The sequence below is a fragment of the Synechococcus sp. MIT S1220 genome (assembly GCF_047303025.1).
Classification (GTDB): Bacteria; Cyanobacteriota; Cyanobacteriia; order PCC-6307; family Cyanobiaceae; genus Parasynechococcus.
Window position 1 is genome coordinate 1452775 of record NZ_CP138939.1, and the last position, 20204, is coordinate 1472978.

Sequence of the window (20204 nt, forward strand, 5' to 3'; positions counted from 1 at the left end):
GGCTCAGAGGCTTTGAAGGTCGTTGCCTGTTAAGCCAGGATTTCCCTTGAGGATGGCCAGCAAACCCCCTTTATCGGGATCACCCAGTCCTTTGGCGGGTCCATTGCCATTGATGTAAAGCGCTCCTTTTTTCTGGAAGTAGATCAGATCAATATCTTCTTTTGCCAAGGACTTCAACTTGCGTTTTGAACGCGCCTTTTTGAAACTTAAATCCTCTGAAAGGACCACGTATTCGTCTAAGTCGAAAAGGATGCGATCACCTTCGTCGGGGTTGAAGCGGATGATCAAATCAGCATTCTTTTTGGTGAACTTCTCTGCTTTTTTAAAGATAAAATTGGTGATTCCTGTTGTGCCGCGCAGCTTTTTGCGCCCTTTCCCAGCAAATCGATTCGTTTCCTTGGTGATGGGTTCTCGGATCGGACTCTCATCAGGAATGACGTTGGGTTTGAGATCGATTGGAACAGCAGTCTCGATGGGTGGTGTGGGTGTTATTACCGAAGCAGGGGAAGGCAGGTTTGAAAGCGGAGTTTGAGTGTGATGATCGAGGATTGGCTTTCGATCATTCAATGGCAATGGGGTCTGAGGTTGTTCTGGAATGGGCTGAGTTGGCGTTGCAATGCTGGGGTCAGGAGTGAGAGGTGCCTCGGGTTTCGGCGGTTCCGGGACCGCTTGGCCGTTCGAGGGCAGATAACCCGATAGCCCTTGGTCCCCGTCTTTGAAGATCAGGCCCAACTCCTGCAGCGAAGGCTTGCTGATGATTTTGGAGATGTTATTGGTGAAAAGCCGATGCCCAATTGGGTTGTCGCGTGCGATGGCCGCCTGAGACAGATGTGAATCAGACCATTCAGGTGCAAGCGTTCCACCTTCAACCAGCGCTTGGGTGAAGCCCCATTCGGCAAAAATCAGACAGAAAACGTATTCTCTCAGCAGCAATTGTGCGTAACTATCACTACCATCGTTAGCGCCTGAGTAATCAGATGGGTCGTAAACACCATTGCGAACCGCTTCTTGATAGGCATCAGACAAATCTCCCGAAATTCCATCCGCCCTTCCATTGCTAGAGAAAACATTCAGTTCGTTTGGAAATGCTGAAGGCAATGCGAATTGCGACAGCGTATGCAAAGCATGTTCAAGTAATTCGGTCGTTTGGTTCTTGCCGGATGGGCTGAAGCTTCCGTTGCGATCTTGAAGGTGCCAGATGAAATCTGTTGCGTTGTTGTTGTCATTAACCTGATGCCAGCCGGGATACGATCCGCTGTCGAGCGATGGTGAGTAGGCGTCGTAGGAACCAACCCCAACTCTCTGGATCACGTTGTAGGAGTTCAACCCCTCCAAGGCGCGTGTTCTCGACGCTGCGTCTATCCCCGCCGCATTGGGGTTGAGTAAAAGTTTAAATGTTTGCGCTGTTTTTTTGAGAAATTCGTCCTGCACTTCCGGTTGACTACCGATGCCGCTGAGGCCGAGGATTTTTAGTCCGTAGACATCAATGTATTTTGAAAAGGGTCCGTAACTCGTTGTGGATTGCAGTGCGCTTGTGGTGGATATCGTCATGTTGTGTTTCTCTATTTCGATCTTACATTATCGAATCGGCGATTTTTGGTTTCGAAAACTTTGTTTGTTCATAGCTTTTTGTCATAAGGAAGCTCAAACCGGTCGAGGATTGATGCTTTGCGTCCTTGAACACCACGAATCTCGTCGCTGCCTAGGATCGCCTGAAGGACATCAGGACCCGAGTCGGGATTCCGCCGCTGCATGACCGACGCTCCCGTCTCAAGGATCCGTAATTTCTGCATCATTGCCCATATCGACCACGGCAAGTCGACCCTGGCGGATCGTCTGTTGCAGGACACCGGTACGGTGGCCAACCGGGACATGCAGGAGCAATTCCTAGACAACATGGATCTGGAGCGGGAACGGGGGATCACGATCAAGCTCCAGGCCGCTCGGATGAACTACACGGCGGCGGATCGGGAGGAGTATGTCCTCAATTTGATCGATACCCCCGGCCACGTTGATTTCTCCTACGAGGTGAGCCGCAGCTTGCAGGCCTGTGAAGGGGCACTGCTGGTGGTGGATGCCAGCCAGGGGGTGGAGGCCCAGACCCTCGCCAATGTGTACCTGGCTCTGGAAAACGATCTTGAGATCATTCCGGTGCTGAACAAGATCGATCTTCCTGGTGCAGATCCCGATCGGATCAAGGAGGAGATCGAAGCGATCATCGGCCTCGACTGCGACAACGCCATCCCTTGCTCAGCCAAAACCGGCATGGGGGTTCCAGAAATCCTGCAGGCCGTTGTGGATCGGGTGCCGGCACCGAAGGATGCCGTTGCGGAACCCACCAAAGCGCTGATTTTTGATTCCTATTACGACCCCTACCGGGGCGTGATTGTTTATTTCCGGGTGATGAGCGGCCGGATCAACTGCAAAGACAAGGTCTTGCTGATGGCGAGCAAGAAGAGCTACGAACTCGATGAGATCGGGATCATGGCGCCTGATCAGAAGAAGGTGGATGAGCTCCATGCCGGCGAGGTGGGCTACCTGGCGGCTTCGATCAAGGCCGTGGCCGATGCCCGGGTGGGTGACACGATCACCCTGCTGAATGCGCAGGCCGATGTGCCCTTACCGGGCTACACCGAAGCTAAGCCGATGGTGTTCTGCGGCTTGTTCCCAACGGAGGCTGATCAGTATCCCGATCTTCGTGATGCGCTCGACAAGCTTCAGCTCTCCGATGCAGCCCTGAAATACGAACCGGAAACCAGCAGTGCGATGGGCTTTGGGTTCCGTTGCGGCTTCCTGGGGCTGCTGCATATGGAAATTGTTCAGGAGCGGCTCGAGCGGGAGTACGACCTTGATCTGATCGTCACCGCCCCATCGGTGATTTACAAGGTGAACCTGATCGATGGCAATGAGGAGATGGTGGACAACCCGGCAACCCTGCCGGACCCCCAGAAACGCGAATCGATAGAAGAGCCTTACGTGCGGATGGAGATCTATGCACCGAACGACTACAACGGCGCATTGATGGGCCTGTGCCAGGAACGGCGTGGTGAATACATCGATATGAAGTTCATTACCACCGATCGGGTCACCTTGATTTACGAATTACCTCTGGCAGAGGTGGTGACCGATTTCTTCGATCAGATGAAGACCCGCACCCAGGGCTATGCGTCGATGGAATATCACCTGATTGGTTATCGCAAGAATCAACTGGTGCGCCTGGATGTGTTGATCAATGGCGAACGGGCGGATGCGCTCACCACAATCGTTCATCAAGACAAGGCCTACAACGTGGGCAAGGCGCTTGTGGAGAAATTGAAGGAACTGATTCCACGCCAGCAGTTCAAGATTCCGATCCAGGCGTCGATCGGTAGCCGGATCATTGCGTCGACCAGCATCAGTGCGATCCGCAAAGATGTGCTGGCGAAGTGCTATGGCGGCGACATTTCACGCAAGAAGAAACTCCTGAAGAAACAGGCAAAAGGCAAGAAGCGGATGAAGGCGATGGGCAAGGTGGATGTGCCCCAGGAGGCGTTCATGGCTGTGTTGAAATTGAACGAGGCGAGTTAAGAATACCCATTTCATAATCCACACCATTTTAAAAACTCCGGTGTAATAGTGCTGCTGATGTTGATGATTTTTCCACCAACCTCACTGGTGTAATTCACATCAATATGCCGGTTGGTGGGAGCGTGTGTCATCTCGCGTTTGATCAATAGCCCATTGGTACCCACCTCAAGTGATGCATCCTCAATGGGGTAAGTCTCGAGGGGATTGTCCTTCTGACATTCGCTCAAATCAAACCGCATGGGGTTGTCTTGATCAGCCGCCAGACCTGTGCAAGATGTTCCCGTGAGGCATGCCCAGCGGTCAGACTGATTTTTTAACGCGTTAAGGTCTTTGGCGATCCTTGCCTGGACAGCATTGCGTTGTCTGGTCTTGTCGATGGTCTGGAATGAATTCAGTTGCGATTCCACGACCACAGCCAGAATGATCATCAAAATCAAGGCGGCGATCATCACCTCCGGCAGGCTGAATCCTTGCCTACGGACTGAACTGTGCACCCGATTGACATGAATTTGGTGTTTCAACAATCCGGAACTTTGCATGTTTCGTCTTTAAAGACGAGTTGTTCCATCTCGAATAATCTGGCAGAGGCCCCTCCTCCAGAATTGTTGACAACGCACTTGGTGGTGGTGCAATTGTTTTTAATGACGTAATCTGACTTGTTCTTTTGCATGTAAACGCGATCAAATCCACCGCCACCATAGGCTTTGATGACATTCGAATCTTCGGAATTGGTTGAGAAGGGGATGAAGCTGTCGTCTCCTTCAAAGCCTCGGAGCGTGTCGTTTCCTCCGCGTCCGATCAAAGCATCATGACTCGGCCCCCCCTGAATGGTGTCGTTAAGAGGAGTACCAAGCAAGACATTGCGGCCTTCCCCGCCGAGAAGTTCAATGCCATAGGAACCGTTTTGTCGGTTCGGGGTGGGATTGCCATCTAAAACATAATTCCCTTCAATGTAAATATTGTTATTGTTGACTCCACGAACTTTGTCAAATTGTTCAACTTCTCTGTTGGTGCAATAGGTCGCCGTGCCAAATGATATCTCATCCACAATATAATCTCTTGGTGGACCAATGATTGTCGTGACGGCTCCTGAGCAAGGTTCACCAAGCTGTTGGCAGACTTTCTCGCACACAGATTGCTCTCCTGGGATTGGCGGAACATCATTGATGCGGGAGAGGCCACTGCTTCCTAATCGAAATGAAGAATTAGATTCAGAACTAATATTTTGGAAATCCCCTTTTAGTGCCAATTCAAAGTTAATGAGTTTATGATTGACATCACCTTGAGGTGTTTTTTCTTTTGATATTTTTAGGCCGTTGTTGTTTGTTATATCCAGGTCGTCAACCATCACAGATTGTTGATAAGGGCCCCCTTGATTGTATGAGGTGCTTCCGTCTGGATTGACCAATAATTCAGGTCCGCATCGGATCAACACTCCGGCGTCAGGGCCTCCGATCCATTGGTTTCGCTGGCTTGGATCGTCAGCTTCGAGGCTCGCAATCGATCGGATTCCATAAATCACATCTGGAAGTGTGCCTGGCAGATGCATCTGCAGTTTTAGGTTCGCATCATCGCTGTCGAGCCAGTCGCATCCATCCGTGCTCAGACGTATGGGCTCATCATCGCCTTCACTAAGTACTGTTTGGCTCATGGCGATTTCATCCTGCAGAAGGTTTGTGGCACGGTTCCAGTCTTCGAGAAGGCGCCTTCTGCTCTCGGCTCTCGCGTTGCTCTCGGCATTTTGAATCAAAACCGTTGCTGTCACCAAGGCAATCAGCCCTGCAACAACAAGAGCTGCCATCAATTCAACCAGCGTGAATCCCTGGTTCGTTGTGAAAAGGGAACGCTTCATCAAATCATCGTCAATACGTCGACTGATAGCGGCATGACGAATTGCTGTCAGGTGCGGAGCCATCACGGATCATGCCGATCGGCGAGATGATGCGAATACAGCGCTCTGTGGAGAGACCATCAAGTTTGAGTCTCAACTCCAATGTACCGTCCGATGTGAGTTGATGGTTCTGACTCAATCCGCGGAAGGAGAAGTGAACACCACCGGGTTCGCTTTTTGGATCGTTGTTAGGGATTGATTTAAGTGTCAATTTTTCATGGTTATTTCCAAATGATTCACGAAGATCAAAAATGTTTCCTGAACTGCTGGTAAGTTTTTTGTTCTGGGGATCAAATTGTATTGTGCAAGTCAAACTGTTATTGATTGCATCGCGCCTTTGAGCATTCAGCCAATTCTCTAAATCTCGCGTGGTTGAGAGCAATCGTTGATCCATCCAGGTTCTGGAAAAATTCACCAATGCAACACCGCTAAGGATTCCGATGATGGAGACAGTGACAAGTAATTCAATGAGTGTGAATCCATTCTGGTTGGTTTTGTTTGAAATGTTTCTCATATGATTATGGTTGCAATTGAACGTAATCCCAACGTTTTGTTCCAATTGCTGCGAATTCCATATCGTTATTTGTTTTGCTTGATGTTGTCGAACAAACACTGTAGGTATCGCATATCGTTGTACTCGCGTTTGTTGGAACCTGGATTTGGGCGCAATCGCCTGTGGAGTTCCAGCCGTTTGTTATTGCTGCACCACGCACAATTAATGGCCTCCAGCACTCCCCGCCTGAAAAATTGATATTGAAATAAGGCATATGTAGAAACGCATTGATTTCACCACTCCCGGAAAAGTTGAGACTTTTGTCTCCTTTGCCCCAGCTTTTAAACTTTTCGTGTGCGGATTCCCAAGTGGAGGCTCCCCCAAAAATTGCGAATTGACCAAATTTTGCGTCGTCAGGAATGATGAAATGATCACCTGAAAGATTAATCGTTGATCCTTCTACATAGAAGCGAATGTCTCCATCTCCTGGATCAATGTCAAGTTTACTTTGCGATGATGCAGTAATCGTTTTTATTCTGCAATGTGTTGTTTTTTTACTGTTTGTTATCTCTGTGTAGCATCCGTCAATGTTTGGGTGTGGTCCTTCCTGATTTGCGTGGGTAATTTTTGGAGCATAATATCCACGATCTGGTCTAAAAGGATCATATCCAATCGTAAATGGCTCTGGGTCGCCCCATCGTTCTGTGTTCCACGTTGGTGCTTCTGGAATATCAATGGAACCACTTGTGCGTTCACCATCGATTACTCCGACCATATCCTCCGTGATATCAACACCGTTTCTACAAGCCTCCCTTTTGGCGAGGGGAATCATTTGCCCTGCATCTGACCAACCGATGCATTTGTCTGTTGGGGGTTCGTTGCAGCTACTGCAATGAACATTGGCTCCACTGATGCTGACATCTGGATCTTCGTCAATGATATCGCCGGTTTGCAAGGCAATGGTTTCCGTTGCAAGACCATAACTCCAACCTTGGGAACTGTTACATGTTTCAAAAAGAGCTAAATCACAACATTTTGGAACAATTGTTATTTCTTTCTCGAGCACTGCAGATGAAGTTATTGTTTGATCATCGTCTTCCCCATGTCTGAGCTGTCCTTGGACCTGGATTATTGCGGTGCCCCCCTGGATCCTGTCCCCAAGAAACTCATAGCCTCTAAGCCTATAGTACCCCTTCCCCTCCGGTTGGTAAAATAACTTCTTGAACTCAATCATTTCGATTGCGTTTTTTGGTAAGTCTTGCCGCTGTGTGCACTTACCAATTGGATTTGTTTCATCTAACTCGTAGGATTCCCATCCTTCCTCACATTCTGGTGGTTCCATCTGCTCAGAGGCTGAATTGTTTGTGACTTCACAATCGACAACGAGTAAATAGGGATAATTTTGATTCAATTCCTGGATAATCATATTCGCCCCGGTTTCGGCAATTTCCTCTGCTTGTGTACCTTGACTCTGTCGTATCGCACCTCTGAGACCACTGAAGCTTCTCATTGAGAGGATGAGTGCGCCAATCATTAAAATAAGGCCACCAGCGATCACCATTGGTAAAACAAAACCACCTGATGATGGTGTATTGATATACGAACCATGGATTAGATATAGAGATTGATGCTTAGTCGATAGCCCACGATTAAAGCTGAATGGCCTGCTTTTGTTGAGCATCGACACAGGGCAGCTCTAAGTGCATATTATAGAGAATATAGAACTTAGTGCAATGTTGATTGGTTTATCCTTGGGATGCTTCGCTTCGGCTTTACGTTATTCCCTTGAGGGGGTTTTGCTCTGAAATTGATGACGATTGGGTTGGATTCTCGTCATTGGCTTTGAATATAGTTTCCAGATGTATTCTTTGCTAGATTCTCCATCCATTCAGATCCAAGCATGACCGATGTTGTGTTCACCTGAAGTGGCTTTGTTTGTCTTGAGTTGTTTAAATTCGCGTAATAAGTTGCGGCGGGTCTGTATTGGTTGGAGTAACTTGCATCCTCGCCAGGGATGCTCAGTGCTGTGGTTGGTAGTCCATCTGAAAGGAAATACAACGTATCTGCCTCTGTATCACTGAATGATCGGTTCAAGCCCTGCCAAGGATTGGTTCCTCCCCAAGTATTCCCCGCAGCTTCATCCAACGAACTGACAAATTCAAGGGCTGAATCGCGATTGTCTCCATCACCAAGAGTGACAAGGCCATCCTTGGATTTCTGCCATTGGCGGTTGTTGTAATAACCCGGTGTGCTGAACACTTCAAGGCTGATGCGGGTGTCGTTGGGAAGTTGCTGAATGAGTTCAGAGAGTTCCCGTTGCAGGCGTTCCATCCTGGTTTCGTTGCAGATGGCCCTTGATGATTCATAGGAATTGCCTCGGTACAAGGGATCTCCTTGCGGTGTGTGGAAAACACGGCTGGTGTCACCGAGTTCGAGGGATCCCTTCTCATTAAAACTCCAGGCCATGCAGGCACTCATCGATCCAGAGCCATCCACCAGGAAGCGAACATTTTTGCTGTTCACATCACGGAACCACTCTGATCCGAGTGGGCTTGTCCCACCATCGGGTGTCATCAGCCGCTTGTCAGCTCGGGCGTAGGCCGTCAGGAGTAGATCCTGTCTTGTGCTGGCACCAGACGACCCGGCTACGGAGATCTGCGTGTTTTCGACACAAACTTCGGTACTGTCGTCGCAGTTCATCGGGGAAATCACCCGGATCAGTTTTCGGCTGTTATCGGTCTCGAAACGGAATGCAGGTTCAAGGTATTGCCGGGTAGGTGTGGTGTTGTCGTTGACGGCATACCGGTATTCACTGTTAGGTCCTTCTGTTAGGTATTGAAGAACCTGAAAAGCACTGATTTCACTGATGTCTTTGTCTGGGAAAGGTCTGTTTTCGTCAATACATCTATTATCTTCATCATAGGTTAGACATGGCATCATGCTGATCCCATCGACAACCGTTGCTACAAACGGTTTTTCGTCGTTGTCATAACGTCCATCTAAGCCAAGTGGAGTACCACACCTCTTGATTGCGAAGGTTGAGTTTGTGGATCCAACCCCCAATCCGTACAGGATTGGATTCCCGGATACATCCGCCATCTTTAGGCCGAAGAGAGGTGCAAAATTTGCTTTTTGTTCTGGATTTAACTCCCCTGGAGTGCCCGATAGACCATTGGCAATGGCTTGGCATTCTTGGATCGCGCTGTTGTATTGCGAGAGATCGGTGTAGGCAAGTTCAGGATCTGGCGGTGGACCATTCACTAGGGCGTGAAGGCTGCGCTCAATTTCCGATCGCATCAGCCGAACGCCATTCACCGTGTTTTGGCGTTGATTCGTTTTCTCACCGCTGCTTTTGATCAACGTTTGGGTTGAGCGCAAGGCGAGGGCACCGGCGCCAATCACCAACGTTCCAGCAGCCAGAGCAATGAGCACTTCATTCAGGCTGAAGCCAGAGATATTTCGCTTCGGGTGCTTGTTGATAAGCAGCTTCCTGGGCGTCTTTCGCATCTTCATGGCATTGACGCAGTTAAGGTCTTATCAGTTCATCATGGCTTCTGAAACGCGTGCTGTTCTTTGTTGTTACTTAAGTCTTTCTGAGAGAGACATGAGCCTTAATTTGATTGGCACCTGCTTCCTGTCCAGGTCCCTGAAAACACCTGGCCATTCCCGCTGGCTTCGATGCAGCGAGTCACAAGTCTGCTTGTCCCATCTGATTTCTGGGCCCAGGGTTGATTGGCTTCTTTCGCTTGGATCAGGAGGGTCATCGAATTGGCATTGATGCTGGTTCCTGGAGGTGTAAAGGTATAAGTTTGTGCCGTGGAGGCAACGTTGACCTTTTGGCTTTCCTTGCTGTTCAGTTGACCGACCAGTCGTACCGATGCTGCTACGTCTTGAACCCGTTGCAAGGCTTCGTTTTGGCTGTTGACCTCTGAAGAATCAGTGATCAAATCGTTGAGGTCATCACTGGTGTAGTTGCATCGGTACAAAGGGTCACTTGCTGACCTTGTTAACTGTTTTAATGAAAGGGCTGCCTGTTGTTCCAGCATCACTGAGGCGTCGTTGTATTGGTTGGTTTGAAATGATGCAATATTGCCAAAGTTAATCGTGCAACTTTCTTTGAATGCTCCCATTTTTGCTCTGAAGCTGAACAGGCCACTTTCCACATTTCTGGTGTAACGATCCACTTGAGATTGTGCGATCCCGCGTCGGAATTCTGGGATAGACCAGACGGTCGTCATGGCGATGATGGCACTCGCCACAATCAGTTCCAACAGGGTGAATCCTTTGCTGTTGCCTCGGCAAAAACCGAATGTTCTGACTTTATGAACCAGTGGCTTCATAGGGTGTGCATGCGCTCTGGAAGTTGGGACTGAGTTCAAGGAACCTACTCTCTCTGCCGATGCTTTCTTCCGGAGCTTCAAACGAGTAGGTGATCTTTACGATGGCTTTGTCTTCGTCGTAGCCGTAGTCGGTGTCGATGTTGATCGTATCATTGACGATTTTCTCGTCCAAGTCCCTACCAGGGTTTGGGAAAGGTGGGAACAACTGCACGATCCCACTTGTACTCTCAGACCTCCAATCACTGTTGTTGATCATGCCCTTTTGATCCAGCACTTTTGCTAGGTATTCAGCAGGTTTACGGCAGGCACGCGTGATGCCCGCCTCACCACTGCGGTGGGCAACAGGCACATTGTCGTAGGTGAGTAGGGAATCGGCCTGTTGCACTAGCTGGATGTGATTTTCAATCGCTTCCTCAATGCGACGACGATCAGCGATATTGCTGCTTCCAGCGAGGGCGGAGACACTGATGCGTCCAATGGCGCTCATCACCAGGGTTAACAACAATCCTGCAATCAGTGTTTCGATCAGGGTGAAGCCCTTCGAAGCAGAGACCTGCTTATTGATTCGTGGTAGGTGCTTCGGTGATCTCAATTCTGCGTCACCTCCTGAGGTGATAAATCAAAGATCTGTTATCTCTCTTTTAAGTGTCGTTGATTTAGACGCAGGTCAAATGAGCTATAACCCTTCCTCTGATGATGAATGGATTGGATTTGGCTGAGAAAAGGATGAATGCTTTGCTTTTTGTGGTTTACCAGCGTTTGAAGATGTCAAATCCGCTACCACGAATACCGCGCACGATCCGTCTCCCGATGCCTCCTGATGCAGGAAACCCCCAGTAGGTTTTTGCTTGGTCAACGTATGCGATGCCGTCGTTGTTTTGTGTGATGACTGTTGTGTCACCATTTGGGCAGACGGCGCTGGCCCAGATCACACCCCGGAGTTGTGCTTCGCCTGGTCTGATGCGTCCTGTGTCCATCGATAGCCAGGCCGCAGGAAGGCTTTCACCCTCAAACACAAAATCGTCTCGGTCTGGATTGGTTGGGCAGGATCCCTTTTCGCTGTCCCCAGTTTGTGTTAAGACGAATTGTGCAGGCTGCAGATTACATTCGGGACGTCTGTTAGTGCCGATGTCTGCCAAGGAGTTCACACCACAAATGCGTGCATTGGTTCCGAGATTGTAGGTGTAGTTGACCAGATCACTGCGGCGTGCAACACCTTGTGCCAGATTCAAATGCAAGACAATCGCCCGCGTATCGTTTTTAATGTAGAGATCAGTATTCGTAAGATTTAAATGCTCAATAAATAGGTGACAGACATTGGACGATGACTCATCTTTGCAAATGTTGTTTGAATCAATTTTGATTATGTTGCGATCTGTGCTTTTTTCTGTTGACTCTTCAACGACGTCTTTCCATCGCCAGTGCCAGCTTTTACTGAAATTGCAGTCATAAGCATTTTGTCTTTTACAGGTGCCAATTTGTTTGCCACTGTTCGTCTTGCGCCAACGCGTGATGCTGCTGCCAGGTATTCGGTAATAGTAATACTTTCGGTTAGACCAGCTCCAATTCCCTTTGTAGATGTCTTCTGAGCGGCAGTTTACTTCTGGGTTGATCTTGTCAGTACACGTTCCGATCTGAAAGTAGTTATCCCTTGTATTTCGATAGAAGGTTTTGTATTCCATATCTTCTGACTGATCACCTCCTTGTCCAAAAGCGTTTGCCTGAATGGATGCCAAGTCTGGAACGGTTTCGCGTCCTGTTCCTCCAGGACGTGTGCAAACAATTGATTGCTGCCCCCCACAGCTGAGACCACTGCCTGTGTCGTCAAAGCTCCAGACGCGGTTGTACTTGGTTTCACCCAGTTGGATTTGATCGACCGTTCCATCCCGGTTGTAGGTGGATGCTTCCGGGATGTATTGGGTGTTGTTGTCCCGCAATAGCGGCCAAACCACCTGTGTTGAATCTCCCGAGACATTCCTGTAGGTCTGGCTGCAAAATGTTGTGTTTGGTGTTGATGTGTACCAGACAAAGCGCCCAGGGCCATCAATCGTAATGGTGTTGTCGTCATTGTTGTTGAGCACATTCGAGGCCTGGCTTGCCACTACTCCCCAGTCATCAGCTCTGGCGATTGCCGATTCCAATTGCAGAGAGCGTGTCAACCGAGCCCTCGCCAGAATGACGTCTGTCCCGTCTTCTGGGTCTTGTCGACGGACAAACCCTTCCACTTCAAACGTTCCCGTTCCCTGCCCCTCTGAGAACGTGCTTGTGTAACTTCTCAAGCGATAACTACTTTGAATAGTGCCTTTGCCATCTCCCCGGAGGTTTTGTTCATTGAGTGCGTATCCCACTGCACTTGCTGGCCAGGGTGAGGTATTTTCTCCTGCAGCATCGGCATATTCCGGAAGCCCGGCAGCCCCAGAGCAGTACTGGCCTTTGGAATAGACCGTATCCCAGTTCCAGGTGGTGGGCTCATTGTTTTCAGTGAATAGAAAACCGCGATATTCAGCGGTGCTGGCATTGTTCAACACCGCCAGGATCCGATTAAAACCATTGCTGGCGGCTGTTTCGGCCAATTGTTGATAGCTTTCTGACGCTGACAACTTCTTCGCGGTGAGCTGGCGGATGAGCAAACCCGTTGCTCCGGTGATCAGGATCACGCCCATCAGCAGGGAAATCACCATAACGATGCCCTGCTCGTCTGGTGGTGTTCCCGGCTTGCTGATCAGCGGGCGTTGTCTGATCGGGTGTTTCATTTCCAGCAAGTCAGGTTGCCGTTTTCAGCGACGCCTTCGACATCTTTGTTGCCTCTCTTCAGATCACTAGCGCCATTGCTGAGATCGAAGCAGGACACGACGTTGAAAGCTGCCTTCTCTCCAGTATTAGGTGTTGGCACAGCATTGAAAATGAATTTTTCACCAGTTTTTTCTGAGGATCTGCTGATGGCGTAGTCGCAGCTCGGAATGGTGATTTCTGTGGTCAGAGGACCGTCATCTGCGTCAGCGGGGCCAGTGGTTGTCATTACAGCATTCATATTGCTCAAGTCTTCCCAGTTCAGGGGGGCTGTTCCATAAATATCTTTGTAAGCACTTGCCGAACTTGCCAAAAGGCTCAATTTGCTCACCACCTCAGCCTGACACGTCGTTTGAAATTGCCGAAAGTAGCTTGGTAAGGCAATTGAAGCTAAGATTCCAACGATTAAAGTAGTAATTAAAACTTCAGTAAGTGTAAAACCCTGGCATGATTTAGGAGTTTTTAACATGGGCCTAATTGTTTATCACCTTGTATATTCCCAGTTTAATGTAAAAATTTGATTTGTGCCAGATTAAAAAACAATAAGAACTTGTTAAGAATTTGCAGTGAAAGGTCTATTTGGGTCTGGCGCGCATGCCTGCCTCGAGTCTATTTCGTTGATACTTGATTTACCTTAAGGCTAAATAATTTGTCTTAGATTCCTTTTGGTGCGCCTCTCTTGATGACTCCCGTAGATAAATTGATGGTCCATTCCTCTATACTTATGTTTTGGGATAGTGTTCTATTTGCTTGAATATTATTGGCGGATATTGATAGAATTCCTTTGGAATGGTTGCATTCTAAATCCCACTTTTTGATGTATTTCGTCTCCAGCCCAAGGCTTTCACAGTTCAATGTGTTCTCCAAGGGTGACTCCTTGTGCATTGCGGCTCCATTGCTCAGCCCTGTGCGAATCAATAAGACGGCTTCGGTGATCTTTGCTCGCTCGGTGTATTTATTGTAAATTGCGACAGCCACGCTAGAAAGCATGGCGGATATTGCGAGTACGACAACCAACTCTGTTATTGTAAATCCATTATTCGACGCTGGAATTGTTATTTGTTTCATTGGTTGTATGTGATTAGTTAATGAATTTTTTTTAATCCATGTTGTTGTGCGGCATGGGGCGCGTGATTGATAAAGCTTCTCTATGATATCGAAATTCTTTGCCCAGGCCACTTTGCGTTGCGATGTTGAAGTATGTTTTAAAAAGTCCTCGGGACAGTCTGTTGCTTTTACAGTGCTTTTTGATTGTGCTTGCTTGGGATGAACAGTTTTACAGTTTGTCTTATCGTCTCTGTCTTTTGATTTGACAGTAAAATGGCCTGCATGTTTAGTGCAGGCCATTTTCCTTGTGATCTTTGGCTCGTATTTAATGAGAGGGTTGCTATGAAGAAGTGTCGGTATCTTTTACGCATGCGGCAATCGCACCAGTCGGTCCATTGATCATGCAATCAAGGTCTGCCGTTCCTCTTGTGAGTCCTAGGCCTGCCGAAGGCTGGCCTGCTATTCCTGCGGCTGTCATGGCAAGGCCTGTAGATCCTGTTGTTGCCGCACTGCCATCGCTTGCGTCAACGCTTGCAAACGTATAAGTCCAATCGCCATCAGTGCACGTTCCAGCAGCATCAGTACCATCAGCTTTCGTAGCTAATCCGATGCTTTCACATGTAATGTTGTCGAAATTTCCATCCTCAACCCATACCGCTTGTGCTTGTTTGAATGCAGCCGACAACTTACCTTGAGGCTCTGTAAGTTTTGCCTTGCCCGTTTGACTCAAGAAGTTAGGCAATGCAACTGCTGAGAGAATTCCAACAATCACAATCACGATCATCAGCTCCACCAAGGTGAAGCCTTTCTCGAGCAGATTTCGGCCTTTCTTGCGGTTGAGAAGCGCCAGCTGAAGTTTGGAATTGAGGGACGTCATTGGTTTGCTTCGAGTTGTGTTGGTTGTTGTATGGCACCTTCTGGTGCGAACAACTCCATGATTTCCTCAATTGATGGTGTTGTCAGGGAAGAGCCGCTAAAGCTTCCCTAAGAGGGTTCTTAGCTTTGCTCTCAGAATCGTTTGCACCTCGCCGGCTCCCGTCGCTGCGGATCTGGCTGCAATCCACATCGTTGTTGGCTGTTGTGGCTGGTTACAGCCTTCTCTTGTTGGTGGGCAGTGCCTTCCGCCGAGCAGAGCGCCAGCGTGATCATCAGCAATTGGCCGAAGCGATCCGTGGGGAGCTCCGGGTCAGTGCACAGCCCAACGCAATTGAGCAGGCCTTGGGTGTTCAGGTGTTTGTGTTGCCGAGTGGAAAGCCTCAGCTTCCCCAGCTGATGCGCCAACGCGACGGCGAGCAATGGATGGTGAGCCGCCGCTGGTTGGCTAGCGAGGCTGAATCGCCTTTGCTGGAAGTACGGCAAAACGTGACGGCCCAGTTGCGGCAAGACCGCATCGTTCAGCTGCTGCTTGTTGCTGCAGCGGGGGCCTCGATGCTGTTCACCTCCGTGTTGCTGCGCCTGGTGCTGCGCCGCGGGCTGGTGTTGCCGATCGGAGAACTCAGGGATCAGCTCAATGCCTTGGAGGCGGATCAGCTCGGCCAGCAGTTATTGGAACCCAGCAGTCAGCCGGAGGAATTGTGCGCAATTGCGCTGGCGTTCAACGGCCTGCAATCGAGGCTTGCGGAGGCCTGGGGGCGAGAACGCACTTTTGTGGATGGGGTTGCCCATGAACTGCGCACGCCGATCTCGGTGATTTCGGCGCAGGCGCAACGGCTTGAGCTGGCTGCACTTCCCCATCCATCAGCTGCATCGGCGGGCTTAATCGCCTCAGAAGCAGAGCGCATGGGGGAACTGGTGCGGGTGTTGCTTGATTTCGCCCGCAGTGATTCCGGCCGCCTGCAGCTCGAGATGGAAGCGATTGATCCGGAACAACTGCTGTTGGAAGCCTTCGAGCGGCTCTCGTCCCTGGCGCCGGATCGGCTTCAGCTTGCGGCAGCCAGTAGCGATCAGCTGCCAAAGATCAAGGTCGATCCGGCCCGCCTGCATCAATGCCTGGCGGCGCTTGTCGCCAACGCCCTCGCCTATTCCTCCGGTTTCGTTGTTCTGGCCGCAGACCATTGCACTCATAGTGCTGAGGTGGTGTTGCATGTGCTCGACCGTGGGCCAGGGATTCCCGCTGCAGAACGCAGCGTTGTGGTGCAACGCTTTCAGCGCGGCAGCAGTGCGATCGGTACCCGTGGCAGTGGCATTGGCCTGGCCACCGTCAGCCTGTTGATGGACGCGATGGGGGCGGAATTGCGGATTGCTGATCGCCATGGCGGCGGCGCTGATCTGCAGCTGCGTTTCAAGATTTTGGATCACCCACCCGCGCCATGAACCCCGCCCCGCGGATCGTGTGCAGCAGTTGCGGGTGGCCGCTTTTTTCCACCTTCTTGCGCAGATATCCCAGGTACACATCGAGGGTGTTGGGATCGCCAACAAAGGGTGAGCCCCAAACGGCTTCGAGGATCGATTGGCGCGACTGCACGGCATCGGCGTTGCGCACCAGATAGCAAAGCAGATCGAATTCCCGCTGAGATAGCGAAATCTCCTGCCCGCCGCGCAGCACGCGTCGCTCCAGCAGCTGAATCTGTAGATCCCCCAGGCTGAGCAGTTCAGCAGTTGGGTCGTCGGAACGCTGATAACTGCCGCTGCGCAGCCGTGCCCGCACGCGGGCATGCAACTCCTTGAGATTGAACGGTTTGGTGAGGTAGTCGTCCACACCTGCATCGAGCGCCTTGACTCGCTCATCGATCTCATCCCTGGCGGTGAGCATCAGCACCGGTGTGGTGTTGCCGCTGCTGCGCAGCCGCCGGCACACCTCTAAACCAGAGAAATCCGGCAGGGTCCAATCGAGAATCACCAGCTGGAACTCTTTTTGGCGCAGATACAGAAACGCATCCTGGCCGTTATCGCAACCGGTGCAGTGGTGCCCGGCACTGCTCAGTTCCTCCACCAGGAATTTGAGCAGTTCTGGATCGTCATCAACGATCAACAACCGAGCAGACGCCTCTGCCACCAGAACGAAATGTTTTGCTCAGGCTAAGTCGCTTGTTGGCACTGGCAGCGGAACCAAACCGTCCATCACGTCGTCCCATTGCGGCCCCACAGGTTCCTGCATGCTTTCGAAGCGAAAGCGGCCCTTCGGGCGGAGCTGAATGGTGGCGTCGTCGTTGGTTGTGATGTTGATCAGCGATCGCACCGAAAAATTGCAGACAGCGCCAATCGCAGGAAGCGTGCACATCCCCATCGATCCCTTTTCGCGTACCCACTGAAGCGAACCACTGCCATTGATCAGATCATCAATCACCGCTGATCTCTGCCGACCCGTGCCGCCTTTGAAGATCAATTCGTCAGCAGCAAATTCCCCATCACCGTTTTGATCGATCGACAACTTGATGGTTGCTTTGCGGCCCCGCTGATTCGGAAACACCTCCATCAAACCATCCATGCCTTTCCAATCTTTGCCTCTTTTGAACTGAAACAAGCCAGCGTCGTAGTCACCTTGATGGCGGCTGAGCTTGCTCCATTTCTGATCGGTGGCGCTCATCATTTGGCTGGTGAACGGTGTTCTTAAGAGCTTTGTTGTTCTGGCTTCATTCTGCAGTGATTGGTGTGGGCTGCAGCTGTGATCGTGCTCACGTTGTTGGAGATTGATCCCCTGCTCAGCAGCCTGCGGGGAATGCTTCTGCATCGGTTCCATGGATGCTGAATGGGTGTTTTTCGTTGTCCACCACCACCTCGCTGCGGCCCGGGGCGCCACCGCCCTTCCGGTTTTGTGCTCCCAATCGCCATCGCCAGCTCCAGCATCCTGCTGTTGAGCAGCCTGTCTCTGCACACCCTGGCCTTGCAGACGCGGCAGCGGGCGCAGCAGCAATGGCATGTCGCCCAGCGCCGTGATGCTCTTCATTCAGCGGTGATGCATTTCGCCCAGCGCAGTCGGGGCCAAGAGGCCTGTCTGCTGGCCTGGCCGTTGGAGCAGTGGTCTGCACAGGCAAAGAGGGTCTGCCCTGAGGCCAATCCCACGCTGTTGCGCTCCGGTGCCGTGGAGGGTGTGCGTTGGCGCCTTAAGCAGTGGACGCCGCAGACGCCATTGGCGCAGCTGCGTCTTGACTTGCCAGACCTGGAGATGGAAGGCAGCGTCGCGCTGCGGTTTTCCGCCGCCGGTGTTGTGCAAGTCGAGCGGTTCCCGTCATGAACCTCGCTGAAGTGCTCGTGTCGGTTCTGATCCTGGGATGGAGCAGTCAGTTGGCCCTGCAGGGCTGGCTGCGGGTGCTGGATCTCCAGCGGGATGCTCGGACCACAGAGCAGGCCCTGCAGTCTTCGGATCGGGTTCTGTTGGCGGCCCGCCGCCTGCTGAGCAGCACGGCGTCCAGAGTTGATCAATCTGTTGATGTCAGCTGCCGACTTGCCTTGCGGGAGGCCCCGGATCTGGTGGGAGCAGAGTTGGTGGAGGCGGAGCGTGCTGAAGGCGTTGCCGGCCATCCCATCGCTCCCGAGCTGTGGCCGAGCTGGCATGCAGCAACGGAGCTTGATGGCCTTTGGTTGCACCTCTCGGTGCGCCCTAGCAGCGGTGGCGATCCGTCCTGGCAACGCAGGGTGTTGTTCACGGCTGCAGGCCTGGGGCGCTGCTCGGAGGCATCGGGATGAGCCGTGGCTTCAGTTTGGTGGAGTTGATGGTCACGATTGCGGTGGCCGCCGTTCTGGCCAGCACGGCGCTGGTGCGGCCGGGGTTGCAGCAGCAACGCCTGGAGTTGGAAACGGCGATGCGACGCCTGCGGGTGGGGCTTGATCGGGCCAGGCTCGCCGCGGAACGGAACCAGCAGCCCTGTGGTCTGAGTCTTGGCGCGCAGGGTTGGCAGAAGCCGCATTCGAGCGCCTTGCCCGTTTGCCCTGGTGCCCTGCTGCCCCTGCGTGAATCCGCGGCTGGTGGATCCCCAGACACGTTGATCAGCCTGCGCACCAACCTGCCCCAGCTGCTGCGGTTCACCGCCAATGGCCTGGTGCTCGATGGCGGTGTAGTGGTGCTGCGCCACGTGCAACTGCCGTTAGAGCGCTGTTTGGTGCTGGGCCTGCCGCTCGGCATCACGCGCACCGGCCGCTACGACGCGGATGCCGACCAACCCCTGTCCAGTGCCCATTGCCGCCCCAGCGATGACGGTTGAACCGGGAATCCGAGGGTTCAGCCTGCTGGAGCTGCTCCTGGCCGCTGCGCTTGGAACGGTTGTTTTCGCTTTGGCGCTGCAGCTGTTGATCGGGGAGTCCGTGCAGAGCGGTTCCCTGGCCCAACGCCTCCAACTGCGGCGTGTGCAACGACGCACCCTTCGCTTGCTTCAGGGTGATTTGTCAGGGGCCATCTCCTGGCAGCTGGCTCCTGATCCAAGCCCCACATGGCCCTGTCCGATGCGTGGCCGCCAGCCCTTGCTGGCCATCACCCCGGATCAGAGCTCCGTCCCTGTGGTGTACAGCCTTGGGCCGGCACCGTCAGCGATCTGGCGTGGATCGGTGCTGATGCGCTGCGGCCCCTCCTTTGACCTGGACGGCCAACCACGCTTGGAAAGCCCCTATCAAAACCGGGTTGTTCTCGATGCGATCGATGCTGTGCGGCTGGAGCAGGATCCAGCCCTGCCGCTGGTGAGGTTGCAGCTGGAGCAGAGCATCCCCGGCAGTGATCAACCGGTGATTTCCTCTGCGGTTGGTTGAGGTTTGAGCAGGAAAAAGGCCACCACGCTCATCTCGGACATGGCCAGCATCACGTGATCGAGCCAGCCGAACTCAACACCCATGCCCATCGCTGTGATCCAACTGTTCACCACCACCAGCATCAGTGCAAAAACCCCCAGCACCAGGCTGGGCAGAGCCTGCAACTGTTGGCGGTCTGTCCAAAGCGTGATCAGCAACGGCAGTAGCAGCAGCGTTGATGCCCCATGCAGGATCCGCATCGACACATCGCTGTGCAGGTGAGGGGTGATCGCGGCCCAAAGGTTCACTGGGATTAGCAGTGAGCAGAACACCAGAAAGCTGATCATTGGGATCGCATTGCATTGTTCCAGCCGTTGGGATGGCGGCTTCTGGATGGGATCTGATCCATCGGTGTTGC

The 20204-nt window shown here is 51.8% G+C and carries 22 protein-coding genes and 1 pseudogene; 6 read left to right on the top strand and 17 right to left on the bottom strand.

Going from position 1 to position 20204, the window contains the following annotated elements; genetic code table 11:
- Positions 1-3: 3 nt before the first annotated feature.
- A complete protein-coding gene (locus SIB64_RS07155) occupies positions 4-1551 on the bottom strand; it encodes a hypothetical protein (protein WP_413442556.1) in 1548 nt (515 codons plus the stop codon).
- Positions 1552-1619: 68 nt separating this feature from the next.
- On the bottom strand, positions 1620-1754 hold the full coding sequence (locus tag SIB64_RS07160; protein WP_413442557.1) for a hypothetical protein: 135 nt from the start codon (positions 1752-1754) through the stop codon (positions 1620-1622).
- Here SIB64_RS07160 and lepA point away from each other — a divergent pair.
- The gene (lepA, locus tag SIB64_RS07165) at positions 1753-3567 is read left to right on the top strand and encodes a translation elongation factor 4 (RefSeq protein WP_413442558.1); all 1815 of its coding nucleotides are present in this window, start codon (positions 1753-1755) and stop codon (positions 3565-3567) included. The two genes, SIB64_RS07160 and lepA, sit on opposite strands and share 2 nt — an antisense overlap.
- Positions 3568-3578: 11 nt before the next feature.
- On the opposite strand, the gene SIB64_RS07170 is transcribed toward lepA, so the two are convergent.
- The 12 genes and pseudogenes from SIB64_RS07170 to SIB64_RS07225 form a co-directional block, all read right to left on the bottom strand.
- The gene (locus tag SIB64_RS07170; RefSeq protein WP_413442559.1) at positions 3579-4061 is read right to left on the bottom strand and encodes a type IV pilus modification PilV family protein; all 483 of its coding nucleotides are present in this window, start codon (positions 4059-4061) and stop codon (positions 3579-3581) included.
- 23 nt (positions 4062-4084) lie between these two features.
- Positions 4085-5482 (bottom strand): prepilin-type N-terminal cleavage/methylation domain-containing protein, encoded by a 1398-nt coding sequence (locus SIB64_RS07175; protein ID WP_413442560.1) that lies wholly within the window; start codon positions 5480-5482, stop codon positions 4085-4087.
- A complete protein-coding gene (locus SIB64_RS07180) occupies positions 5430-5852 on the bottom strand; it encodes a hypothetical protein (RefSeq protein ID WP_413443094.1) in 423 nt (140 codons plus the stop codon). Before SIB64_RS07180 ends, SIB64_RS07175 begins: the two co-directional genes overlap by 53 nt.
- Before the next feature lie 30 nt (positions 5853-5882).
- A pseudogene (locus SIB64_RS07185) lies at positions 5883-5972 on the bottom strand (type IV pilin protein); the annotation flags it as partial.
- A 4-nt stretch (positions 5973-5976) separates the two neighbouring features.
- Positions 5977-7632 carry a hypothetical protein gene (locus SIB64_RS07190; RefSeq protein ID WP_413442561.1) on the bottom strand — a complete coding sequence of 552 codons (1656 nt, stop codon included), beginning with the start codon at positions 7630-7632 and terminating at the stop codon, positions 5977-5979.
- Positions 7633-7784: 152 nt separating this feature from the next.
- Positions 7785-9464 carry a type II secretion system protein J gene (locus SIB64_RS07195; RefSeq protein WP_413442562.1) on the bottom strand — a complete coding sequence of 560 codons (1680 nt, stop codon included), beginning with the start codon at positions 9462-9464 and terminating at the stop codon, positions 7785-7787.
- 98 nt (positions 9465-9562) lie between these two features.
- Positions 9563-10372 (bottom strand): Tfp pilus assembly protein FimT/FimU, encoded by an 810-nt coding sequence (locus tag SIB64_RS07200; protein WP_413442563.1) that lies wholly within the window; start codon positions 10370-10372, stop codon positions 9563-9565.
- Entirely contained in the window at positions 10272-10883 is a 612-nt protein-coding gene (locus tag SIB64_RS07205) for a type IV pilus modification PilV family protein (RefSeq protein WP_413442564.1), read from the bottom strand. The genes SIB64_RS07200 and SIB64_RS07205 overlap by 101 nt, the downstream gene beginning before the upstream one ends.
- A gap of 157 nt (positions 10884-11040) precedes the next feature.
- A complete protein-coding gene (locus SIB64_RS07210; protein WP_413442565.1) occupies positions 11041-13044 on the bottom strand; it encodes a hypothetical protein in 2004 nt (667 codons plus the stop codon).
- Positions 13041-13550 carry a type IV pilin protein gene (locus SIB64_RS07215; protein ID WP_413442566.1) on the bottom strand — a complete coding sequence of 170 codons (510 nt, stop codon included), beginning with the start codon at positions 13548-13550 and terminating at the stop codon, positions 13041-13043. Before SIB64_RS07215 ends, SIB64_RS07210 begins: the two co-directional genes overlap by 4 nt.
- Before the next feature lie 185 nt (positions 13551-13735).
- Positions 13736-14428 carry a pilin gene (locus SIB64_RS07220; RefSeq protein WP_413442567.1) on the bottom strand — a complete coding sequence of 231 codons (693 nt, stop codon included), beginning with the start codon at positions 14426-14428 and terminating at the stop codon, positions 13736-13738.
- Positions 14429-14468: 40 nt separating this feature from the next.
- On the bottom strand, positions 14469-15005 hold the full coding sequence (locus SIB64_RS07225) for a type IV pilin protein (RefSeq protein ID WP_413442568.1): 537 nt from the start codon (positions 15003-15005) through the stop codon (positions 14469-14471).
- Positions 15006-15130: 125 nt separating this feature from the next.
- On the opposite strand from SIB64_RS07225, the gene SIB64_RS07230 reads away from it, so the two are divergent.
- Positions 15131-16441, top strand: coding sequence for a sensor histidine kinase (locus tag SIB64_RS07230; protein WP_413442569.1), 1311 nt, complete (start codon positions 15131-15133; stop codon positions 16439-16441).
- Here SIB64_RS07230 and SIB64_RS07235 read toward each other — a convergent pair.
- Together SIB64_RS07235 and SIB64_RS07240 are read right to left on the bottom strand one after the other, a co-directional pair.
- On the bottom strand, positions 16410-17123 hold the full coding sequence (locus SIB64_RS07235; RefSeq protein WP_413442570.1) for a response regulator transcription factor: 714 nt from the start codon (positions 17121-17123) through the stop codon (positions 16410-16412). The genes SIB64_RS07230 and SIB64_RS07235 overlap by 32 nt on opposite strands.
- Before the next feature lie 18 nt (positions 17124-17141).
- A complete protein-coding gene (locus tag SIB64_RS07240; protein ID WP_413442571.1) occupies positions 17142-17798 on the bottom strand; it encodes a hypothetical protein in 657 nt (218 codons plus the stop codon).
- Positions 17799-17816: 18 nt separating this feature from the next.
- Between SIB64_RS07240 and SIB64_RS07245 the strand changes: the two genes are divergently transcribed.
- From SIB64_RS07245 to SIB64_RS07260, 4 genes are read left to right on the top strand one after another with little or no spacing between them, the layout of a single operon-like run.
- Entirely contained in the window at positions 17817-18302 is a 486-nt protein-coding gene (locus SIB64_RS07245) for a hypothetical protein (RefSeq protein WP_413442572.1), read from the top strand.
- Positions 18299-18754, top strand: a complete 456-nt coding sequence (locus SIB64_RS07250) for a hypothetical protein (protein ID WP_413442574.1) — start codon at positions 18299-18301, stop codon at positions 18752-18754. The genes SIB64_RS07245 and SIB64_RS07250 overlap by 4 nt, the downstream gene beginning before the upstream one ends.
- The gene (locus tag SIB64_RS07255) at positions 18751-19269 is read left to right on the top strand and encodes a Tfp pilus assembly protein FimT/FimU (RefSeq protein WP_413442575.1); all 519 of its coding nucleotides are present in this window, start codon (positions 18751-18753) and stop codon (positions 19267-19269) included. Before SIB64_RS07250 ends, SIB64_RS07255 begins: the two co-directional genes overlap by 4 nt.
- Positions 19259-19807 carry a prepilin-type cleavage/methylation domain-containing protein gene (locus SIB64_RS07260; RefSeq protein ID WP_413442576.1) on the top strand — a complete coding sequence of 183 codons (549 nt, stop codon included), beginning with the start codon at positions 19259-19261 and terminating at the stop codon, positions 19805-19807. Before SIB64_RS07255 ends, SIB64_RS07260 begins: the two co-directional genes overlap by 11 nt.
- On the opposite strand, the gene SIB64_RS07265 is transcribed toward SIB64_RS07260, so the two are convergent.
- Entirely contained in the window at positions 19777-20133 is a 357-nt protein-coding gene (locus SIB64_RS07265) for a hypothetical protein (protein ID WP_413442577.1), read from the bottom strand. The two genes, SIB64_RS07260 and SIB64_RS07265, sit on opposite strands and share 31 nt — an antisense overlap.
- Positions 20134-20204 lie beyond the last annotated feature (71 nt).